The organism is Paenibacillus marinisediminis, assembly GCF_054343325.1.
The window spans coordinates 701579-723797 of sequence record NZ_JBTGUH010000002.1 but is presented as its reverse complement, the minus strand read 5'-3'; the positions used below and the strand labels follow the sequence as shown (position 1 = coordinate 723797).

The following is a 22219-nucleotide window of genomic DNA, read 5'->3' as shown; positions in this document are numbered from 1 at the left end:
TGATACACATGCCATGCATGTGTTGGACTATAGAGAATTGGAAATGAAATAGTATACTGAGGTGATGTTGTTTGAAGAATAGGGTTGTAGTAACCGGTATGGGCGTTGTAACAGCTCTCGGTTCAGACCTGAATACGTTCTGGAACCATCTGATGGAAGGCAAATCAGGGGTTTCTCGTGTCGAGTCATTCGATACAACGGACTATTCAACACAGATTGCAGCTTCGGTCAAGGACTTTAATCCCGAAGCCTATATGGATAAGAAGGAAACTCGCCGCATGGACCGCTTCGTTCAATTCGCGGTTGCAGCTTCTAAGATGGCTGTTGAAGATGCGAAGCTGAACATTCAAGAAGAGGAAGATCCAGAGCGTGTCGGTGTTATTATCGGCTCTGGAATCGGTGGGTTAGGTACTTGGGAAGAACAGCATACTACGCTCTTACAGAAGGGCGCTAAGCGAGTAAGCCCGTTCTTTATCCCAATGATGATTGCGAATATGGGTTCCGGTCAAGTCTCAATGAGCCTTGGCGCGAAAGGACCTAATACTTCGCCAGTATCAGCTTGTGCAACGGGAACGCATTCGATTGGCGATGCCTTCAAAGTCATTCAACGCGGCGATGCGGAAGTTATGATATGCGGCGGCTCTGAAGCAACGATTCAGCCGCTGGGTATGGCTGGGTTCTGCGCTATGCGCGCGATGTCGACGCGCAATGATGAGCCAGAACGTGCAAGCCGTCCGTTCGACGTAGACCGCGATGGCTTCGTTATGGGCGAAGGCGCCGGCGTATTGGTGCTGGAATCGCTGGAACATGCGCTTAATCGCGGCGCGCGTATATACGCTGAGGTCGTAGGCTACGGCATGAGCGCGGATGCGCACCATATTACAGAGCCGGATCCAACCGGAGCGGCTTCCTGCATGAAGCGCGCTATCAAGGATGCTGGCATGAGTCCTGAAGATGTGCAGTATATCAATGCACACGGTACTTCGACGCCTGTTGGCGATAAGTCGGAGACCAAAGCTATTAAGATGGCACTTGGCGATCACGCCTATAAAGTTGCCGTAAGTTCTACAAAATCAATGACAGGACATTTGCTTGGCGCTGCAGGCGGTGTAGAGGCAGTCATCTGCGGACTTACACTTCAAAATGGAGTGATTCCGCCGACGATCAATGTGGATCAACAGGATCCAGAATGTGATCTGGATGTTGTGCCGAACGTAGCTCGCAAAGCGGATATTAATGTCGTCATGTCTAATTCATTCGGATTTGGCGGTCATAACGCCACAATCATTATGAAGAAATTCGAAGCATAAGGGGTCAGACAGTTGAGTGCAGATATGAAGCAGTTACAACAGAAACTGAACATTTCCTTTAAGAACCGTCAGTTGTTGAAACAGGCATTCACGCACGCTTCCTATGTGAACGAACATCGTTTCGGGCATCATCAAGATAACGAAAGATTAGAGTTTCTTGGTGATGCCGTGTTGGAGCTGACAGTCTCGGAATTTCTATTCGAGCGTTGCCCAACACGGCCGGAAGGGGAGCTGACTAAGATGCGTGCATCGATCGTCTGTGAGCCTTCTCTCGTCAATTTTGCGAATCATCTGCAATTTGGACAGTACGTATTGCTGGGAAAAGGCGAAGAATTAACAGGTGGCCGAACTCGGCCAGCCTTGCTGGCGGATGTGTTTGAATCATTCATCGGCGCGCTGTATCTGGATCAGGGCTTGGATGTTGTCCGTGAATTCCTGCAGCGGTTTATCTTTCCATATATCTCGTTGGATGGCAAGCTGCAGACGAATGATTACAAAACTCAGCTGCAGGAGCTGACTCAGCATCATAATTTAGGCGTACTAGAATATCGCATTGTCGAGGAGCGTGGACCAGCGCACGAGCGCGAGTTCGTTTCTGAAGTGTTTATGGGTGATGTAAGTCTAGGTCGTGGATTAGGCCGCTCGAAGAAAGAAGCGGAGCAGCAAGCGGCAGCAGTAGCTCTTGAACAAGTAGTCATACCGAAATTATAAAGTACTGAGGCCGGCGCGCGAGCTGTCGGCCGGTTTCGCAGAAAGAGCAAAGAGCAGCGCGTGCGAGACGAGCGGCTGATTTTTGCTCTTTCTTTGTCCGAATGGCTGCCAGCCAGAATAGTTGCAGCACATCGTCTGCCACGGATGGCGATGAGTCGTACTAGAACATGAGGTGAATGGGAGAAAATGTTCTTAAAGCGGTTGGAATTGGCAGGCTTCAAATCGTTCGCCGACCGGACAGAATTGGAGTTTGTACAAGGTATTACAGGTGTCGTTGGTCCGAACGGCAGTGGTAAAAGTAACATATCAGACTCCATCCGCTGGGTACTGGGCGAGCAAAGCGCCAAGTCATTACGAGGCGGCAAGATGGAGGATATTATATTTGCAGGCAGTGATGCGCGCAAGGCGGTCAATTATGGCGAGGTTTCCTTAACGCTGGATAATAGTGATCAGGCTCTGCCTCTAGATTATAACGAAGTAACCGTAACGCGGCGTGTTCATCGAAGCGGCGACAGTGAATATTTTATAAATAAGCAGTCATGCCGACTTCGTGATATTACAGAGCTGTTCATGGATACGGGAATCGGCAAAGAAGCCTATTCGATTATTGGACAAGGCCGAATCGAGGAAATCTTGAGTACGCGGTCTGAAGATCGCCGCGGCATATTTGAAGAAGCGTCAGGTATCGTCAAATACAAGTCCAGAAAGCGTGAAGCTTCGAAGAAGCTTGAAGATACCGAGCATAATCTGCTGCGTATCCATGATCTTGTCACAGAATTGGAAGATCAGATTGGTCCGCTTCGAGAGCAATCCGAAAAGGCTCGTCATTATAAGCAGCTGCGTGAATGGTTGAAAACGAAGGAAATCGCGGTATATGTTCATCAGATCGAGCAGCTGCATGAGCAGTGGCAGCAGGCGAATGATAAGCTGGCTAAGCTGAAAGAGCGTGAACTAAGCTTGTCTGCGGTTGTAAGCGAGCATGATGCGAAGCTGGAGGTTCATCGTGTTGAGCTCCGCAAGCTCGAGGAAGAGCTTGAGAAATACCAAGCGACTCTGCTTCATTACAGTGAAGAGTATGAGAAATGCGAGGGACAAGGCGAGGTGCTGCGCGAACGCAAGCGGAACCTGACTGCGAATGAGCAGCAGCTTCAGCAAGCGATCGAGATTACGTCCGAGCGTATGAACTCAAAGCAGCTTGAAGTGCAAGGCGTGCGCGATAAGCGTCTTGCCGTTGAAGTAGAGCTGAATGAGGTTAATCGTCTTATTCAGGCGGAGCAAGAGCGGCTGGTCGGCGTTGCTGGCGGAGCAAGCTCTGATGCTGAGGAATCGCTTAAGGGTCAGATGCTGGAGATCTTAAACCAGATGGCGCAGCAGCGCAACGACATCCGTTACTATGAACAGCAGAAAGAGACGTTAACGAAGCGATTAGACAAGATGAACGCGGCGCGCGCGAAGCGTGAAGCAGAACGCGCTGACGTTCACAAAAAGATCGAAGATATGAAACGCCGCATCGACACAATGGCAGATGACCTTGTATATATCCGTAAGCGATATATGCAGGAAGGCGAGCAGCTGAAGCAGGACGAGAAGCTGCTCGAGGAAGGGCAAGTCGCGCTGCGTAAGTGGCAGCAGAAGCATGACTCGCTCACTTCCCGCCGCGACACGATGCAGGAGCTGCAAGATGATCTTGAAGGCTTCATGCTCGGCGTCCGTGAAGTGCTGAAGGCGTCGCGCCGTCCGAACGGCTTAACTGGCGTGCATGGTGCTGTAGCAGAGCTGATTCAGGTGCCGGAGCATCTGGAGACGGCAGTCGAGACAGCGCTTGGCGCCGCGCTTCAGCACGTCGTCATGGAGAATGAAGCCGTCTCCCGGCAGGCGATTGCTTTCCTGAAGCAGCGTCAGCTCGGACGAGCAACGTTCTTGCCGCTGGATGTTATCCGCGCTCGCACGATTCAAGATACGGACCGCCGCATCATTGAAGGCATGGAAGGCCATGTCGGCATCGCAGCCGATCTGGTCGGTACCGAGAAAACGTATAAGCAGATCATCGGCAGCCTCCTTGGCAACGTCGTGTTAGCGGAAAAGCTGGAGCACGCCAATAAGATTGCGGCCAAGCTGAATTATCGCTATCGCGTCGTTACGCTGGAAGGCGACGTCGTGAACGCCGGCGGTTCGATGACAGGCGGAAGCATGAATAAGAAGGGCGCGAACCTGCTGGGTCGCAAGCGCCAGCTCGAAGAGCTCGCGCATGAGATTAAGGATACGGAAGCGGAGCTGAAGAAACTTACAGCTTCCGTCACAGAGCTGAAACAGCGCACGACAACTGGCGTGAAGCGTCTCGATGATCTTCGCGAACAAGGGGAAGCGAAGCGCATAAGCGAACAGCAGTTAGCCAATGAGCTCACAGCGCTGGAGAAGGAAGATCGTCAGATCGAATCGCTGATCGGGGCTGAAGAGCAGGAGCAGCTGCTCGCGCAAGAAGAGATGAAGACGCTGGAAGCGGGGCAGCGCACGGCTGAGCAGCGGCTTGCGGAGCTGAAGGTCGAGGAGGATCGCCAACAGGTGGCGATCCAGACAGCGGAGTCAGCGCGCCGCGCAAATGAGTCTGCGAAGGAAGAACTGCAATCGCAGCTGACAGATATGAAGGTTCGCCAAGGCAAGCTGGATCAAGAGCTGTTCTCCTTGACCGAACAGCTGAAGCGGGCGGAGCAGGATGCATCCGCGTATGAACGTGAATACGCGCAGCAGACGCAGACGCTCATTCAAGTTCAGATCGATCTTGAAACCGTCGTTCATGAAATGACGAAGCAGATGGAGGATCTGAACCACTTCGGCGTCAAGAAGCAGGAGGCGGCGAAGCAGATCGACTTCAAGCGTGCGGAGCGCGCAGAGTCGATGCGCAAGCTGGAGCTCGCCGAAAGCGATACGAAGGAGCAGCGCACAGAGCTGAAGCAGGTTGAGGACGCCATGCGTCAAACCGAGATTCAAGCGAATCGTCTTGACGTTGAGCTGGACAATCTGCTGCGCAAGCTGAGTGAGGAATATGAGATCAGCTACGAGGCGGCGAAGAATCGTTATCCGATGCCAGAGGATATTCAAGCGGCACAGCAGGAAGTGCGCGATCTGAAACGCCAGATCACAGCGCTAGGTGAAGTCAACCTCGGTGCGATTGATGAGTATGACCGGGTAAATGAACGCTACGAATACTTGAGCGAGCAGAAGAATGATTTGATTGAGGCGAAGACGACGCTGTACCAAGTCATCAAGGAAATGGACGATGAGATGTCCAAACGCTTCAAGACGACATTCGACGCGATCCGCAAGCAGTTCGTTGTCGTATTCGCGAAGCTGTTTGGCGGAGGACGCGCAGATCTGGTGCTTTTGGAACCGGATCGTGTGCTTGAGACCGGCATTGACATCGTAGCGCAGCCGCCAGGCAAAAAGCTGCAGAATCTCCAACTGCTCTCAGGTGGAGAACGAGCATTGACCGCAATGGCGCTCCTATTTGCCATTCTGCACATTAAGCCTGTTCCATTCTGCGTGCTTGATGAAGTTGAGGCGGCGCTTGATGAAGCGAATGTAACGAGATTTGCGCAGTACTTGCGTGAGTTCTCAGAACAGACGCAATTTATCGTTGTCACGCATCGTAAGGGCACGATGGAAGAGTCAGATGTTCTGTATGGCGTGACAATGGAAGAGGGCGGCGTATCTAAGCTGGTATCCGTGAAGCTGGAAGATGATGAAGCGATCATTGCATAGATCGGAGGAGCACAAATGAGCTTTTTTAAGAAACTAAAAGAAAGTATCGCATCGAAGACGGAAGCCGTAACGTCCGTATTCAAGGAAGGCCTTGAGAAGACGAGAAAAGGCTTTGTCGAGAAGGTAGCAGACCTCATCACTCGCCGCAAGAAGATTGACGAGGAGTTCTACGAGGAACTGGAAGAGATTCTGATCGGTGCGGATGTTGGCGTGAACACCGTTATGAATCTGATCGACGATCTGCGCAGCGAGGTAAAGAAGCGCAAGATCGAGGATGCAGTAGATCTTCAACCCATTCTGTCTGAGAAATTGATTGAGCTGCTGCGTGGCGACGAAGCGAATGATATTCGTATGAATCCGAATGGATTGACGATCATCCTATTCGTAGGTGTCAACGGTGTCGGCAAGACGACAACGATCGGCAAGCTGGCACACCGTTTCAAGCAGGAAGGCAAGAGTGTACTGATGGCAGCTGGAGACACATTCCGGGCAGGAGCGATTGAGCAGCTTGAAGTGTGGGGTCAGCGCGTCGGTGTAGATGTGGTCAAGCATCAATCAGGCTCTGATCCGGCAGCGGTTATGTTTGACGCTGTGCAGGCCGCTAAGCAGCGCGGCGTTGACGTGCTTTTATGCGATACTGCGGGACGCTTGCAGAACAAGACGAATCTCATGGATGAGCTGAACAAGATCTTCCGCGTCATTCAACGCGAAGTGCCTGATGCACCGCATGAAGTGCTGATGGTGCTGGATGCAACGACTGGGCAAAATGCGTTGTCGCAGGCGAAGCTGTTCGGAGCAAAGAGCGGTGTAACAGGCTTAGTGCTGACGAAGCTCGATGGAACAGCCAAGGGCGGTATCGTCGTTGCGATTCGACAAGAGCTGAATTTGCCTGTTAAATTGGTTGGCCTTGGCGAGAAGATGGGCGATCTGCAAAAGTTCGATTCGGAGCAGTTTGTACATGCGCTGTTCGAAGGCCTGATTCAGGAAGAAGAGAAGAAGGACCAAGCGGTGGATTAATGGAATTGATTTACCGTAAAATGTAATTAAACTAACGGCAGAAGAAGGCGTGTCCTTTGACTGCCGTTTTTTCGTGCCCATGAGGCGAGAGATCACATACTTGCGCTGAAACATTTAACCAGCCGTGCACGTCTAAATGGAAAATAAAGAAAATGGACGTCATCATTTTCTAATGATCCTGGAGGGGAACACGATGTGCGGGTTACGTAAATCCAAATCAGTCTGGTTCATATGGGGAGGCTTAGTCGTTGCGATCACAGCGGCAGTGATCTGGTTGGGCTTATTCCCTCGCCAAGAGAAGAGTATAGAGCACCATGTGCAAGCGGCTAATCTAATGGAGCATGTAAATGCGAAGCCATCAAGCCCTGTAAAGCTGGATCAAGCCTTTATTCAAGCAACTGCAGATTTCTCTATAGATCTGTTTAGGCATTCGGCGGAGCTGGACAAGAACTCTCTGATCTCACCGGCATCTGTCTATTTGGCGTTAGGCATGACTGCTAATGGAGCTGCAAACCATACCCTTGCGGAAATGGAAGCCTTGTTAGGCGGCGGCTCGCTCAAGATCGAAGATCTGAACCGATACTACAGTACACTTGCAAGCGGACTTCGAGAAGTGAAGTCAGGCACTTTTCATATTGCAAATTCCATATGGTACAAGGATGCTCCCGACTTTCAAGTTATGCCAAGCTTCCTAGAGACGAATGCGACTTATTATGAAGCCGCGGCGTATCTAGCCGACTTCAACAGTACGCAAACTGTTAAAGATATCAACAACTGGGTGAACCATAATACAGATGGGTTGATCGATTCAATTATTGATAAGATTGATACGGATACGGTCATGTACCTATTTAATACGGTGCTGTTCGAACAGGAATGGGCGAATGTATACAACAAGAATAATGTAGGAAAAGGTCCATTTAAGTTAGATGATAAGCGGTCTATCGATGTGGAGTACATGTATTCAGAAGAAAGGGCTTATGTACAAGATGATCGCGCGCAAGGCTTTATCAAGCCTTATAAGGATAACAGATTCAGCTTCGTTGCCATCCTACCGAACGAGGGAATATCCCTGAATGAATATGCAGCATCGCTTACTGGCGAGTCATGGCTTCAATTAATCGGAAGTAAGTCTGATGAAATGATAATAGCCGGGCTGCCGAAGTTCAAATATGAGTACGAAGTGAATCTCGTCGATCCGCTAAAAGAGTTAGGGTTAACCGATGGATTCGATGGTCAGCTGGCTGATTTCAGTCGTATGGCTTTATCTTCAAACGGTAATGTATACATTGGCGATGTGCTGCACAAAACGTATATTCAAGTAGACGAATTGGGAACGAAAGCAGGCGCAGTTACGAAAGTGGCAATGGAGGAAGCAGGCGCGGTCGTCGCTAAGTCCATTACGCTGAATCGACCTTTCCTATACGCCATTATGGACAATGAGACAGGACTACCGCTGTTTATGGGCACCGTTGTCAATCCACAGCCTTAATTTGCTGCAACTTTCCACCGTATAACTTATGTGCTGCTTATAACAATAACCGCTTCGCTGTTCATTCAAATGACGGCTGGGCGGTTATTTTTGTTTTGGGGCAAGCGCATGAATTATTGCTCATTTTTATATAGACAGATTATGTCAAGCTAGCTAAGATTTATATGTGTTATTATTTCCAATGCTCCAAAGTAATTATAGATCACGACATGACTAATTAGAAATTCTAAGCTAGAAAGGTGATGAAGCTTGAATAAGATCATTGAAGTAACTAATTTGAAGAAATCGTATGGTCAAGTAGAGGCGGTAAAGGGGATAGACTTCTACGTGGAGCGAGGCTCGTTATTCGCATTTCTAGGGCCGAATGGTGCGGGTAAATCTACGACTATTGATATTATTTGTACGTTACTGGAACCTGACAGCGGCTCTGTTGTAATAGATGGACATAAGCTGGGACACGACGATAATCAGATACGTTCCAAGATCGGAGTTGTATTCCAAGACAGCCTTCTCGATCCGCTGCTGACTGTTCATGAGAATTTACAAGTTAGAGGCGGTTTTTACGGCATATCGAAAGAAGATCTGAAGACAGCGATACAGCTTGCGCTTGAAGCTGCGGGAGCGACGGAGTTCAAGAATCGTCCCTACGGGAAGCTGTCAGGCGGACAGCGTCGCCGGGCGGATATCGCACGGGCGCTTATTAATACGCCAAAGATTCTCTTTCTCGATGAGCCTACTACCGGATTAGATCCACAAACACGCAAGAGTGTGTGGGAAACGATTCAGAAGCTTCAGAAGGAGAAGGGAATGACTGTGTTCCTGACCACTCATTACATGGAAGAAGCTGCAAATGCAGACTATGTCACGATCATTGACCATGGCAAGATCTCTGCCCAAGGCACGCCGTACGAATTGAAGGAGCAGTTCAGTGCTGACTTTTTGAAAATGATACCCCTAGACAGAGATCAGTTGCTTGCAGCACTTCAATCCAATGACATTAGTTATGGATGTACGGGTGAGATCGTCTCCATCAAGCTGTCGAATACGATGGAAGCAATCGCGATTCTGAATCAATGCGAGCCATATATATCAAGCTTTGAAGTCACACGCGGCACGATGGATGATGTATTTATCCACATTACGGGAGGGGAGATCAGAGAGTATGCTTAATATCGCGAAGCGTAATTTGAAAATATTTTTCCGAGACAAAACGGCTGTATTCTTCTCCCTCCTCGCTGTATTCATCATCATAGGCTTATACGTACTATTTCTTGGAGATGCAATCACATCCGGCATGACTGATTTTGGTGAACATGCACGCTTTCTTATCGATAGCTGGATAATGGCAGGGCTGCTTGCCGTTACTTCGATAACGACAACGATGGGCGCGTTCGGAGTTATGGTGGAGGATCGCTCCAAGAAGATATTGAAGGATTTTTCGGCATCGCCTATCAAACGTTCTTCACTCGCTGGAGGATATATTCTTAGTTCCTATATCGTTGGGGTCATCATCAGTCTCATCGCCCTTGTGCTTGCTGAAGGATACATCAAGATCTATGGCGGCGAATTGCTATCGTTTGAAGCCTTGCTTAAAGTGCTAGGCATCATCCTGTTGTCTGTACTCTCTGGAAGTGCGATGGTGTACTTCCTTGTCTCATTCTTTAAAAGTCAGAATGCATTCGCGACTGCGAGCTCAGTTGTCGGGACGTTAATTGGCTTCATAACTGGTATATATATTCCCATCGGAAATCTGCCTGAGGCTGTACAGTTCATCGTTAAGATCTTCCCCGTTTCACATGCTGGCTCGCTCTTTAGACAGGTGATGATGGAAGAGCCCATGGCTGCGGCATTTGCCAATGCCCCGTCGGACGCTGTTGAACAATTCAATGAGATGATGGGGGTTACCTATTCGTTTGGTGATTATACGACGGGAATGGGCACGAGTATCATCGTGCTGCTTCTTACGACCGTATTGTTCTACGGTCTAGCGATATTTAATCTTTCGCGCAAGAGTAAGTGATCCTATACTATGAACTTAATCGCCTTCTAACGTCTCGTTCGTGAAACGTTAGAGGGCTTTTTACTTTTGGAAGGCCAATAGCGATTACTAGGATGTGGTTGTGTGCTGCTGCTCCTGCTGCAACGATGCGTGAGAACGACGCAATATTAATCCAGCTGCCGAAGATAATAGATACAGAGTGCCAGCAACAAGATAAACAGCGCGTGCACCCCATAGATCAGCCACGGTGCCGGCAAATAAAACAGAGATACCGAATAAGACGTACGAGATTGTATTCTGCGCGGCAAATACATGCGGCTGATCCTCCTGAGGCGTTTGCAGCTGAACATAAGTTCGTTGGGCGATGTCGCGGAGCTGATAGAATGGTCCCATCAGCATAACTAGCGCTAACGCTACAAAGGCTTGGACATTTATCGCATACCCGAGCACGAGTATACTGACGCCGAAAGAGCCTATGATAATCGTGGTTACGAGGTGACGATTAATCCATGTCGCAAGCTTGAGCGTGATGATGCCGCCAACGATCGTACCCGCGTAATAGGCGGCATTAATATATCCCCACCAAGCTTCATTTTGCTGCAGTACCTCCTGTACGAATACGAGTGTAATACCACCGATCCATATGCCGCCTGCTACACCTTCAATAAGATCCATCCACGTGATGACGCGAAGTCGGGGATGCTTGAACAAAAAGCTCCATCCAGCCAGCAGGGAACGTGAAGCTTTTTGCTGAACCGAATCTGTCTGAGGCTCTGACAGCTTAATGATGATTAGGAGTCCAAGCAACAGCAGACCTGTTGCAAGCTGCAGGGCAAGTGAATAGCCGAGCTTGGCAACTAGGATGCCGCCAAATGTCCATCCAAGCAGGGACAGCATCTGCATGCTCGTTGACACGAGGCTATTAGCCTGCACACGCTTATCCGCATGGACTAAGCGAGGATAGAGCGCATTAGCGCTGGTAGAAGCACAGCCTTCCGTGTAGCCGATCAACACGATGCCGATGAACGCATAGCCGACATATAGATTCGTCGGCAGCACATAGGATAGCGGAGTAAGAGAGAAGGCAACAGCTGCAGCAACACTGCATTGAAGAAGTAGAAATAGACGCGTAATTGCAGCGAGAGGCAGCTTCTTGTACCAAAATGGCAGCGTCAAGCTGCTTGCCAGCACGGCGATTGAACGCACGAAGGATACAGCGCCAGCAAAGGCGGCAGAGCCAGTCATTTGGTAGACTGCTGCGATTAACGTCATCATGTATAGGGAGCCAGCAATGCTGGTAAAGGATTGGCTTGACCACAAAGTATAGAAAGATCGGTTCATTCGTCAGTCTCCTAGCAGATTATTGAAAGATAATTACCTGTTTTGCTCCAATAAGATTTCTACTTTAGTTAGATGCTCAAGCATTCTTCTAGATGCGAGCGATTCATCCTGCTGCAAGATTGCTTCGTAGATCAGACGATGCTCCTCTAGAAGCTGCAGAGTGGAAGAGCGTTCGCCAAATAGCCACATGCGGCGCGTACTGCCCATGTACCGTGCACATTCCGTGTGAAATGCATGAAGCATCGGAATTAAGATCTCATTATGGCTAGCGCGTGCCAGATGAATATGAAACATCAGGTCATCCTGCTGGCTTGCCTGCTCATCATCGAGATGTGATTCCATTCGGCTGAGGCATTCCTCCATATATGCCAAGTCCGCTATAGTTCGCCTGCGTGCGGCTAAGCTGGCTGAGCCTACCTCGATCATCTTCCGTACCTCTATTAATGAGGTGAGCGATTGCTTATCGGACAGCCAGCCCTGTAAGACCGAAGCGGGCTCATTCGGTTGCTCGCGAACGAATGTCCCGCCGCCGTGGCGAATGTCGAGCCAACCCATCGCTTTGAGCGCGCTTAGCGCTTCTCGAATCGTAGAGCGTCCCACTTGATACTGCTTAGCGAGCGCTTCTACTGATGGCAGTTTCTGACCAGGCGCGTACAAACCTGCTTTCATTTGCTCTAATAAATGATCGGAGACAAGCTCTGCCCCCTTTTTAATCATAATTCTGTTCATGCGACGGCCCCTCTAACTGCAGTTATTCTTCTTGAAATGATGGTATACACCTAACTTTATCATAAGGTATAATATGGTAAAAGTCATCAGATGACCTGCTAAATTGTCAAAGGAATGGTCATAAGCGAATTCATTCAGACTGCAGTTTGAACTATGGAGATCAATTGGGGGGAAGAACATGTTGGTTCAAGAAGTAAGGAAACAATTACTGGAGCTGCTGGGACCTGAAAGGTATAGGGATGACAAGGAAGCGCTCGTCACGCATTCTTATGATGCAACGCCGATGCTTCAATCTTTGCCGGATGCGGTTGTGTATCCGGAAACGACAGCCGAGGTACAGCACATTCTGCGTGCAGCGAATGAGTATCGGATACCGATCGTACCGCGCGGCGCAGCCAGCAATCTGTGCGGAGGCACCGTGCCTGTGGAGGGGGGCATCGTGGTGGCCATGACGCGTATGAATAAGCTCCTTGAGCTGGATACGGACAATTTAACCGCAACCTTTCAGCCTGGGTTGAATACGAAGCAGTTCCACCGCGAAGTAGAAAAGCGGGGGCTATTCTATCCTCCTGATCCGAGCAGTATGGTTATCTCGACGCTCGGCGGCAACATTATGGAAGGTGCAGGCGGATTGCGAGGCCTGAAGTATGGTACCACGAAGGATTATGTACTCGGATTGGAAGCCGTGCTTCCTTCCGGCGAGGTTATTCGCACAGGCGGCAAGCTGTACAAGGATGTCGCGGGCTATGATCTGACCAAGCTGCTTGTCGGCTCGGAAGGTACGCTTGCGTTAATTACGGAGGCGACGGTGAAGCTGCTGCCCGCGCCACTAGTCAGGCAGACGATGCTGGTTGCCTATTCGGATATATACGCAGCCGCGCGTTCGGTATCTCGTATCGTCGGGGCACGCATCATTCCAGCTACGCTCGAAATCATGGATCAGCCGACGATACGAGTAGTAGAGGAATACAACCATATCGGACTCCCTATCGATATGGAAGCCGTGCTGTTGATTGAGCAGGATGGTCAAGAGCTTGATAGTGTCCGCAATGATATGGAAGCTATTGCTGCGATATGCGCTGAAGAAGGAGCATCCCGTATTCAGACTGCGAAGGATGAAGCCGAAGCAGGGCAGCTGATGAAGGCAAGGCGAAGCGCATTATCAACACTTGCGAGAATTAGTCCTACTACGATATTGGAGGATGCGACAGTTCCTCGCTCTCGAATAGCGGATATGATGCTTGCGATCAATCGGATTGCAGATGAGTACGGCGTTAAGATATGTACGTTCGGGCATGCTGGCGATGGCAATCTACATCCGACATGCCCGACGGATGCTCGCAACGCGGATGAAATACACCGTGTCGAGGAGGCATTTGCCGCTATATTTGAGGAGGCGATCCGTCTCGGCGGCACGATAACAGGGGAGCACGGTGTCGGCACAGTCAAGGCACCGTACCTAGAGTGGAAGGTTGGAGCGGCTGGAATCGACCTGATGAAAGGGATCAAGCAGGCATTTGATCCGAACGGAATTATGAATCCAAGCAAGATCTTCGCTAAGTCCACCCGCAAAAGGCTGGTGATATCAAGATGACTGAACAGCAGACAGTAGCGAAGCCTGATCCTCAGAGCTTATTAACGCTTCAGCAGAAGCTAGTCAAAACGCTTGATTATGAAGAGTTGATGAATTGCATGCGCTGTGGGTTTTGCCAGCCTTCCTGTCCGACCTATCAGCAGACGGGACTAGAGGCGGCTTCTCCTCGGGGGCGAATTGCGTTAATGAAGGCTGTGGCGGACGGCATCATGGAGCCGGACGACTCATTCAAGCGGCAGATGAACTTATGTCTCGGATGCCGCGCATGCGAGCCTGTATGTCCCTCGGATGTAAAGTATGGACAACTGCTTGAACAGACGAAGGAAGTGCTGTTTGAAGAAGAAGCAGCAACGAGCAATAAGGTCATAACGACGAATCGAGTACATCGTTTCATGAAGCCGATCTTTAAGCGGCATGAACGCTTGCTTATGATGAGCAAGCTGCTGGAGGGCTATCAGCGCTCAGGTCTGCAGCGATTTGCGGGCAAGCGCAATCTGCTGCGCTGGCTTCCGCCGCATATTCAGACGATGGAGCGGATTATGCCGCAGGCGGATAGTCGCGGTGTCGTGCATCGAGCAGGCGGACAGCAATTTGCCGCTAAGGGGGAGCGAATCGGCACGGTAGGATTGTTCCGCGGCTGCATTATGGATGTCGTATTTACGGAGACAAATGTGAATACGGTGCGTCTGCTGACCGAGTCAGGATATGATGTTATTATCCCCGAGGCACAAGCCTGCTGCGGTGCGCTATTTTCGCATGGCGGCAATCAAGAGACCGCCAGAGAATTCGCGATACAGAATCTGACTGCGTTCCGCGATGTAAAGGTAGATTATATTGCTTCGAACGCTGGCGGTTGCGGAGCGATGCTGATCGAATACGATCATTTGTTGGCAGATGATTCGGATTGGGCGGAGACCGCTCGTACATTTGTCGCACAGATTAAGGACATTAGCGAGTTATTGCTTCGCTCCAATCGTTGGAACAAACTGAAACAAGAGGCAGTAACTGCTTCCGAGGCTGCGCCTACAGAAGAACATACTTTTGAAACAGTAACTTATCAGGACTCCTGCCATCTTCGCAATGTGATGAAGGCTGGAGCAGGTCCGCGCCAACTGCTGGGCCTGTTGCCTAAGATTCATTATGTTGAGCTGGAGGGCGCGGAAGCTTGCTGCGGTTCGGCAGGAACCTATAACCTGCAGCAGCCGCAGATGGCAAACTCGTTATTGGATCGTAAGATGGAAGCTGTGAATGAGACGGGTGCAGCTATCATCCTGACGAGCAACCCAGGATGCCTACTGCAGATGAAGGCTGGAGTGGAGCGGGAGAACGCGCATGATCGGCTGCGCGTCATGCACGTTGTGGATTATTTTGCCGAGAAAGTATTGCAAACATAAGCGCTTCAATAGAATGTTTTTATACACCCTCTTGTTGTCGATTGCATATGATGTAATCCGTTATATAGGCATTAGCCTAGGAACGGAATCATCACAGCAAGGGGGGAGACAGATTGACGACTAAGGAACACTTCATTCGCAATGAAGAACGGATGAATGTCATTACTCATGGATTTGGGGTGCTGCTAAGTCTTGCTGGATTTGCCGCGCTGATCCATGCGGCCTGGAAGCAAGATAAAGCTTGGTATTTGGCGGGTGTGATAATTTACGGATTAACGCTAATTATGATGTTTGCCGTCTCTACTATGATGCACAGCCTCCCTGAAGGCAATCGAAAGATCAAGTTTGTTATTTTCGACCATATGTCTATATATATTTTTATCGCAGGTACCTATACACCATTTCTGTTGATTGCAGTTGGTGAACGGAAAGGCCTGTATCTTCTTGGCTTGATCTGGGGAGCCGCGGCGGCGGGGATAATATACAAAAAATTTTACACAGGGCGATATATGTGGCTTTCTACATTAGGCTACTTGGTGATGGGCTGGTTTGTAGCAGTCCTCTGGAATGATTTATCATCCGCGTTAGGTGTCACGGGTTTATATATGCTGCTGGCTGGTGGGATATGCTATACGGCAGGGATTGTCTTTTTTGTTTGGGAACGATTGCCCTATCATCACGCTATTTGGCATCTATTCGTACTGGCTGGTGCCGCGCTTCACTATGGATGTGTGTATTTGATCATGACAAATTAGACTATTTAGTCTAGCCAGATAGAGTATGAGGAGGGCTATCACTATTCATGGGATAGTCCTTTTCGTAGTTATGTATAATTGATAAATATTACATAACAGAAGCGAGTACAATATCTTTAAGAACTTGTTAAGGTAAAACGCTTGACATTGGGAGCTGATTTCGATATGATAAGGAACGTCGATGGGCTGTAAAGTGTTTTTCCTTGACGAAAGGAGTGGCCCTGATGAACGATGAACAAGTGTTAGCGAAGACCAACCGAATCAATTTGCTTTTTGATTTTTACGAACCGTTGCTCACGGAGAAGCAGCAGACATTTCTAAAATGCTACTTTCACGATGATTTCTCATTAGGAGAGATTGCCGCGGAGTTCGGAATCAGCCGACAAGCGGTATATGAGCATATTAAGCGGGCGGAGCAAACATTGGAGTCTTATGAGAATAAACTCGAGCTGCTCGTTACGTTTGAAGCAAGGACGAAGCTGCTAGAGCAACTGCAGCAGGTTTTCGCGAATACGAGCATACCCGACCCGCAGCGAGCGGAACTGCAGAAGATTGTCCGTGAATTGCAGGCGTTAGATTAAGGGAACGGGGTGAGATGATATTATGGCATTTGAAGGATTAACGAATCGATTACAGAATGTATTTGGCAAATTGCGCGGTAAGGGCAAGGTGTCGGATGAAGATGTAAATGAGGCAATGCGCGAAGTGCGTCTCGCACTGCTCGAAGCGGATGTTAACTTTAAAGTCGTCAAAGACTTTATTGCCAAAGTAAAAGAGAAGGCTATCGGCCAGGAAGTGATGAAGAGCTTCACACCAGGCATGGTCATAATCGATATCGTCAACAAGGAACTGACAGAATTGATGGGTGGCACGGCAGCTAAGCTTGAGAAAGCGAACAAGCCGCCTACCGTAATCATGATGGCAGGTCTTCAAGGCGCTGGTAAGACAACTACTTCTGCTAAGCTTGCGAAGCTTCTACAGAAACAGAACCATAAACCATTGCTCGTTGCCGCGGACATCTATCGTCCAGCTGCGATCAAGCAATTGCAAGTTCTGGGAGCCCAGATCAATGTTCCGGTTTTCACCCTCGGTGATCAGGCCAATCCAGTTGATATAGCGCAACAAGCAGTTGAGCATGCGCGCGAGCAGCACCTCGATTATGTGATTATCGATACTGCCGGCCGTCTTCATATTGATGAGACGCTGATGGAAGAACTGAAGCAGATCCATGCTACAGTTAAGCCAAATGAAGTGCTTCTCGTCGTTGATGCTATGACAGGTCAAGATGCAGTAAACGTAGCAGATAGCTTTAACCAGCAGCTTACATTGACTGGTGTAGTACTGACGAAGCTAGACGGCGATACACGCGGCGGTGCCGCATTGTCCGTCAAAGCTGTCACTGGCTGCCCGATCAAGTTCGCCGCACTCGGCGAGAAGATTGATGCTCTTGAGGCGTTCCATCCAGAACGGATGGCTTCACGAATTCTCGGGATGGGGGACATGCTCTCGCTAATCGAGAAAGCACAGTCCAACATCGATGCGGAGAAGGCTAAGGAAATGGAAATGAAGATGCGCAACGCATCCTTCACATTTGATGATTTCCTAGAGCAGATGCAGCAAGTCAAGCAGATGGGACCAATCGATCAGATCCTTGACATGATCCCAGGTATGAGTAAGATGAAGCAGGCGCAGAACTTGAAGGTCGACGAGCGTCAGATGGGTCGGATAGAAGCGATTGTCCGTTCCATGACGAACGATGAGCGTCAAGATCCCGATCTGATTAATCATAGTCGGCGCAAGCGGATTGCGGCAGGCAGCGGAACTCAGCTGGCTGACGTCAACCGATTGATTAAGCAATTTGACGAGATGCGCCGCGTCATGAAGCAATTTTCTGACATGATGGGTCCAAAAGGACCTAAAATGATGAAGAATATGAAGAGCAAAGCGAAGGGAATGCGTTTCCCGTTTCGTTAATGCTTAACCATTATGATATTTCGTTAAGGAGGTGAATGTCGTGGCAGTACGTATCCGTCTGAAACGTATGGGTGCTCATAAAGCGCCTTTCTATCGTGTAGTTGTAAGTGATTCCCGTTCCCCGCGTGACGGTCGTTTCATCGAGGAAATTGGTTTTTACAATCCGGTAGCTCAGCCTGCACAAGTCAATATCGACGAAGAAAAAGCGTTGAAATGGCTCCAAACAGGTGCACAAGCTTCCGACACGGTTCGCAACTTGCTTAGCCAAGCTGGCGTTATGAAGAAGTTCCATGAATCGAAACTTCAGAAATAAATCACTCGTTCGGAGGGTCGGAGATGGAAGAGTTAGTGTCAGTCATTGCACGGGCTTTGGTCGATCATCCGGAAGAGGTCCGTGTAGAAGTCGTCGAGAAAGAGCAAGTTATCGTCTATGAGCTTTACGTTCACCCCGATGATGTCGGTAAAGTGATTGGTAAGCAAGGTCGAATTGCTAAGGCGCTTCGCACGGTTGTCACATCGGCAGCCGTCAAGATTCCGAAACGGATTGTCGTTGACATTGTTTCTTAATAAGTCGGACTGGGGTTAGGATCATATCCTAGCCCTTTTTCATATACTAATGCTTGTGATCATAAAAAAATCGGAGGAAGTTATGACGGAGAAGTTATATACCGTTGGCATGATAGCCAATACACATGGTATTCGTGGTGAGCTCAAGGTTGTTTCGCACACTGATTTTCCTGAAGAGAGATTTGCGCCGAAGAGCAGTCTCTATATTCAGCATCCGAACAATGAACAGACCATTTCCGTAACAGTGGAACGTTCCCGATTACATAAGAATGTATACATGGTGAAGTTTGTTGGTTTGGATGACATTAACGATGTTGAAAAATACAAGGGTTGGTTCCTTAAAATTTCAGATGTTGATCGTGATCAACTCGAAGAAGATGAATATTACTACAGTGACATCATTGGATGCCAAGTGGTGACAGATGAAGGAGAAGAGCTAGGCGTTATCAAAGAAATATTGGCTCCTGGCGCTAACCATGTATGGGTCGTAAAGCGTCCTAAAGGACAAGATGTTTTGCTGCCGGTCATCGATGATGTTATCTTGAAAGTGGACGTAGCAAGCAAGCTGGTAACGGTTCACCTGATGGAGGGCCTGATCTAATGCGTATTGATGTGCTTACGCTGTTTCCTGAGATGTGTGAAGGTGTATTCAATACGAGCATTATGGGACGCGCCCGGGAAAAAGGTTTGGTGGAACTCGAAGCAACGAATTTCCGCCAGTTCTCTACGAACAAGCACAATACGGTTGATGACTATCCGTATGGCGGCGGTGGAGGTATGGTGCTAAAGCCAGAGCCGATCTTCATGGCTGTAGAGCATTTGCATGCAAAGTCAGAATCTGCCCGTAAACCGCGAGTAATTCTGATGTGCCCGCAAGGTGAGACCTTCACACAGTCGAAAGCAGAGGAACTAGCGCAGGAAGAGCATCTAATATTTGTATGCGGTCATTATGAGGGCTACGATGAACGCATTCGCGAGCATCTTGTAACAGACGAGCTATCCATAGGCGATTATGTTCTGACAGGCGGCGAGCTTCCTGCACTAGTCATCGCCGATGCCGTCGTACGGCTGCTGCCTGGTGTGCTGGGCAATGAATCTTCCGCTGTGACAGATTCATTCAGTACGGGGCTGCTGGAGTATCCGCATTATACTCGTCCTGCAGAATTTCGCGGGTGGAGTGTTCCTGATGTACTTATATCCGGGCATCATGCTAACGTTGAGCGTTGGCGCCGTGAACAATCCTTACGTCGTACGTTCACACGTCGACCAGATCTGCTGGAGAAGATGGAGTTAACGAAGGAAGATCTTAAGGTGCTGGATCGATTGCGCAAGGAACTTGAGCAGGAGCAGCAGTAGACGAACGTGTCACTTGCGGCTGCAAGCTGACACGAGAGTGATTGCTTGTCTCGCTGCAGGCAATGGAGGGGAAAACCATGCGAGAGCAGAAGTCATACCGAGCACAAGTAGAGCAAGCGCTTCAATCTTCGAATGCCACAACTGGAGCGCTGCTTACTGAGCTCCTAGAGGAAGTGGAACGGCTGAGCCTGGAAAATGATCGACTGCGGCAAACCGTAGTAAAATATTCACGCAAGTCTTCGATGTCGAGTAAGCTGAAGGATGCGCTGTATGAATAAAGGGATGGTCTTATTAGTCATAGGTGTTGTTATATGACGAAGGGGACACTCCCTTTTTTATTATTCCAGCTTGCTGCAGATGCTTCATGACATATACGAGATATAGGTCCGCGAGAGTGTTCGACCATTATCCCAATGGCTCAGGAAAGGACAAGCTGGTTGTTGAGCTGCTCAGGGGGATATCGAGTAGCTGTTCGGCGTAGAACAGGACGAATGGAATAAGATTGTTTTGGGAGTGAAGTATATGTCAGAAAGAGTATCTGACCATTATCCCCATAGCTCAGGAACTGGAAATGGGCTATTTCGATAGTCTTATTAACAAAACTGATTGTATTAATGTATGTGAAACAATAATCAAAAATAGCACAAATTAATGGCATTTCAAGAAAAACAGCCATCCAAGATAAGCGTGTTTTATGTACTAACTTTGCATGATAAGGACGGTACCTCGAGTGCTGAAAATGAACATGAAATTATGCAGCTCGATACATATAGGATGGAGCGTTGCTTCTCACATGTGTAGCGTAATTAGTGTACATACACATGCTCACTAAGCGTTCATAGGCGGAAAGAGGATGGTTGCGTGCATTGTAGCGAAAGCAGAACTCATCCAAATAGCGCTGTAAATATTTCTGCCCAATTCCATGAAACGTAGTAATCATCCATCTACGGGCTTGTTGAAATGCATCTTTCAGGTGCCGAAATCGCAGTGCACGGTATGGGTGTGGGATAATCTCGATGTTAGAAGGATCTGCGCAAGTATGAAGATCATTGAAGGTGCTGCTAGCTATGGGGCGCAATGTTCGATCGCGAAGATGCTGTCGATTAACAAGTTTCATCTTAAGGGCGATGATATGTTCATCGGCTGTAATGGATGCTGCCACGATTAGCGGATGTTCATAGGAAAGAAGCTCCAAAGTTGAACGGAAAGTAGGCTTGCAATGGTATTCAACAATGCCCTGTACGTTACCTTCCAAAGGAGAATCCAGATCGACTGCACTAATGATAGATCGGATCTTATGTAGAATAGACCAAGCAGTCTTATATGTAACTTGAATAATAGAGCTGAGTTGAACTGCATTAATGGACACATCGTGTTGAGTGATTAACCATATTGCCATAATCCATTTGCGTAATGAAGTGCGGCTATTCTCCATGATTGTGTCTGTTGTAAGGGAGGTTTGGTGATGACAGGAACTGCATTCATATAGCGGCAGCCGACGAGTGCGTATGACATAATGGTGAGCATTGTGGCAGCGGGGACACTCAAAACCGTGCGGCCATTTCATATTATACAAATAATTAATACAGTCATGTTCGTCAGAAAAATAGTGAGATAATTCCTCGAGTGAACTCCAATCATTTCGAAATTTCATTAACAACTATTCCCTTTGATCTTTGCTAGCGAATGTATGTTCTTAACTGTATAACAATTATAGCAAACAAATGTTCTTGATTCAACTAAATTATGTAAAATATAATATGATTTATTGTGATGTGGGTAAATAATCAATGCACAGGAATGAAGCAGTTTGAGTGTCGATGAGCATGGTTGTAGAGTGGATGAAGCTTGGGATTGTCGTGAAATAGATTAAAATTTGGTAAATGATATTAACCTGAGAGGAGGGGATAATGGCGAAACGTGATGTAAAGGGGAACATGACAGACGATTATCATGAGCGTGGAGAAGAAGTTCTGGAAGTGATATTAACCTGAGTGGTAGGGAGAATGGCGAAACGTGATGTAAAGGGGGAACATGACTGGCGATTATCATGAAATAGGTGAAGTTATAGGAAAGTGTTATTTACCTGAGTTAAGGGGAGGGTGGCAGGGGATCTGTAGACGGAGTATGGTTAGGTTGAGCCTTGAACAAGTAAATAGATGGTGTTGATCAAAAATGAAATTGAAATCTGAAAAGGGTGTGAGAGGCTAGCACCATACGT

20 protein-coding genes and 1 pseudogene are annotated in these 22219 nt (G+C 48.5%); 17 read left to right on the top strand and 4 right to left on the bottom strand.

Going from position 1 to position 22219, the window contains the following annotated elements:
• Positions 1 to 71: 71 nt before the first annotated feature.
• The 7 genes from fabF to ACXX53_RS09040 all read left to right on the top strand — a co-directional run bounded on the left by fabF (position 72) and on the right by ACXX53_RS09040 (position 10309).
• On the top strand, positions 72 to 1310 hold the full coding sequence (gene fabF, locus ACXX53_RS09070; RefSeq protein ID WP_458568301.1) for a beta-ketoacyl-ACP synthase II: 1239 nt from the start codon (positions 72 to 74) through the stop codon (positions 1308 to 1310).
• 12 nt (positions 1311 to 1322) lie between these two features.
• Entirely contained in the window at positions 1323 to 2021 is a 699-nt protein-coding gene (rnc, locus tag ACXX53_RS09065; RefSeq protein ID WP_458568300.1) for a ribonuclease III, read from the top strand.
• 186 nt (positions 2022 to 2207) lie between these two features.
• On the top strand, positions 2208 to 5780 hold the full coding sequence (gene smc / locus ACXX53_RS09060; protein ID WP_458568299.1) for a chromosome segregation protein SMC: 3573 nt from the start codon (positions 2208 to 2210) through the stop codon (positions 5778 to 5780).
• Positions 5781 to 5795: 15 nt separating this feature from the next.
• Positions 5796 to 6797: a signal recognition particle-docking protein FtsY gene (gene ftsY, locus ACXX53_RS09055; RefSeq protein WP_458568298.1), complete on the top strand. Its 1002-nt coding sequence runs from the start codon at positions 5796 to 5798 to the stop codon at positions 6795 to 6797.
• 136 nt (positions 6798 to 6933) lie between these two features.
• On the top strand, positions 6934 to 8289 hold the full coding sequence (locus tag ACXX53_RS09050; RefSeq protein WP_458568297.1) for a serpin family protein: 1356 nt from the start codon (positions 6934 to 6936) through the stop codon (positions 8287 to 8289).
• Between the two features lie 249 nt (positions 8290 to 8538).
• Entirely contained in the window at positions 8539 to 9459 is a 921-nt protein-coding gene (locus tag ACXX53_RS09045; protein WP_458568296.1) for an ATP-binding cassette domain-containing protein, read from the top strand.
• Positions 9452 to 10309, top strand: a complete 858-nt coding sequence (locus ACXX53_RS09040; RefSeq protein ID WP_458568295.1) for an ABC transporter permease — start codon at positions 9452 to 9454, stop codon at positions 10307 to 10309. Before ACXX53_RS09045 ends, ACXX53_RS09040 begins: the two co-directional genes overlap by 8 nt.
• Before the next feature lie 87 nt (positions 10310 to 10396).
• Here the strand turns inward: ACXX53_RS09040 and ACXX53_RS09035 are convergent, their stop codons facing one another.
• Together ACXX53_RS09035 and ACXX53_RS09030 are read right to left on the bottom strand one after the other, a co-directional pair.
• Positions 10397 to 11629 carry an MFS transporter gene (locus ACXX53_RS09035; RefSeq protein WP_458568294.1) on the bottom strand — a complete coding sequence of 411 codons (1233 nt, stop codon included), beginning with the start codon at positions 11627 to 11629 and terminating at the stop codon, positions 10397 to 10399.
• Between the two features lie 33 nt (positions 11630 to 11662).
• Positions 11663 to 12358 carry a FadR/GntR family transcriptional regulator gene (locus ACXX53_RS09030; protein ID WP_458568293.1) on the bottom strand — a complete coding sequence of 232 codons (696 nt, stop codon included), beginning with the start codon at positions 12356 to 12358 and terminating at the stop codon, positions 11663 to 11665.
• A gap of 178 nt (positions 12359 to 12536) precedes the next feature.
• On the opposite strand from ACXX53_RS09030, the gene ACXX53_RS09025 reads away from it, so the two are divergent.
• The 10 genes from ACXX53_RS09025 (at position 12537) to ACXX53_RS08980 (ending at position 20276) form a co-directional block, all read left to right on the top strand.
• Positions 12537 to 13952, top strand: a complete 1416-nt coding sequence (locus ACXX53_RS09025) for an FAD-binding oxidoreductase (RefSeq protein ID WP_458568292.1) — start codon at positions 12537 to 12539, stop codon at positions 13950 to 13952.
• A complete protein-coding gene (locus ACXX53_RS09020) occupies positions 13949 to 15346 on the top strand; it encodes a (Fe-S)-binding protein (protein WP_458568291.1) in 1398 nt (465 codons plus the stop codon). The genes ACXX53_RS09025 and ACXX53_RS09020 overlap by 4 nt, the downstream gene beginning before the upstream one ends.
• Before the next feature lie 113 nt (positions 15347 to 15459).
• On the top strand, positions 15460 to 16101 hold the full coding sequence (gene trhA, locus ACXX53_RS09015; protein ID WP_458568290.1) for a PAQR family membrane homeostasis protein TrhA: 642 nt from the start codon (positions 15460 to 15462) through the stop codon (positions 16099 to 16101).
• A gap of 224 nt (positions 16102 to 16325) precedes the next feature.
• Entirely contained in the window at positions 16326 to 16682 is a 357-nt protein-coding gene (locus ACXX53_RS09010) for a putative DNA-binding protein (RefSeq protein ID WP_458568289.1), read from the top strand.
• Between the two features lie 22 nt (positions 16683 to 16704).
• Complete coding sequence (gene ffh / locus ACXX53_RS09005; protein WP_458568288.1) at positions 16705 to 18075, top strand: signal recognition particle protein; 1371 nt, start codon at positions 16705 to 16707, stop codon at positions 18073 to 18075.
• A gap of 40 nt (positions 18076 to 18115) precedes the next feature.
• Positions 18116 to 18388 carry a 30S ribosomal protein S16 gene (rpsP, locus tag ACXX53_RS09000; protein WP_458568287.1) on the top strand — a complete coding sequence of 91 codons (273 nt, stop codon included), beginning with the start codon at positions 18116 to 18118 and terminating at the stop codon, positions 18386 to 18388.
• Positions 18389 to 18411: 23 nt separating this feature from the next.
• Positions 18412 to 18642, top strand: coding sequence for a KH domain-containing protein (locus tag ACXX53_RS08995; RefSeq protein ID WP_458568286.1), 231 nt, complete (start codon positions 18412 to 18414; stop codon positions 18640 to 18642).
• A gap of 82 nt (positions 18643 to 18724) precedes the next feature.
• The gene (gene rimM / locus ACXX53_RS08990; RefSeq protein WP_458568285.1) at positions 18725 to 19243 is read left to right on the top strand and encodes a ribosome maturation factor RimM; all 519 of its coding nucleotides are present in this window, start codon (positions 18725 to 18727) and stop codon (positions 19241 to 19243) included.
• Positions 19243 to 19998 carry a tRNA (guanosine(37)-N1)-methyltransferase TrmD gene (gene trmD, locus ACXX53_RS08985; RefSeq protein WP_458568284.1) on the top strand — a complete coding sequence of 252 codons (756 nt, stop codon included), beginning with the start codon at positions 19243 to 19245 and terminating at the stop codon, positions 19996 to 19998. The genes rimM and trmD overlap by 1 nt, the downstream gene beginning before the upstream one ends.
• A 77-nt stretch (positions 19999 to 20075) precedes the next feature.
• A complete protein-coding gene (locus ACXX53_RS08980; RefSeq protein WP_458568283.1) occupies positions 20076 to 20276 on the top strand; it encodes a hypothetical protein in 201 nt (66 codons plus the stop codon).
• Between the two features lie 473 nt (positions 20277 to 20749).
• On the opposite strand, the gene ACXX53_RS08975 is transcribed toward ACXX53_RS08980, so the two are convergent.
• Together ACXX53_RS08975 and ACXX53_RS08970 are read right to left on the bottom strand one after the other, a co-directional pair.
• Positions 20750 to 21397, bottom strand: a complete 648-nt coding sequence (locus ACXX53_RS08975) for a transposase (RefSeq protein ID WP_458568382.1) — start codon at positions 21395 to 21397, stop codon at positions 20750 to 20752.
• 72 nt (positions 21398 to 21469) lie between these two features.
• Positions 21470 to 21652: pseudogene (locus ACXX53_RS08970) on the bottom strand (transposase); the annotation flags it as partial.
• Between the last annotated feature and the right edge of the window lie 567 nt (positions 21653 to 22219).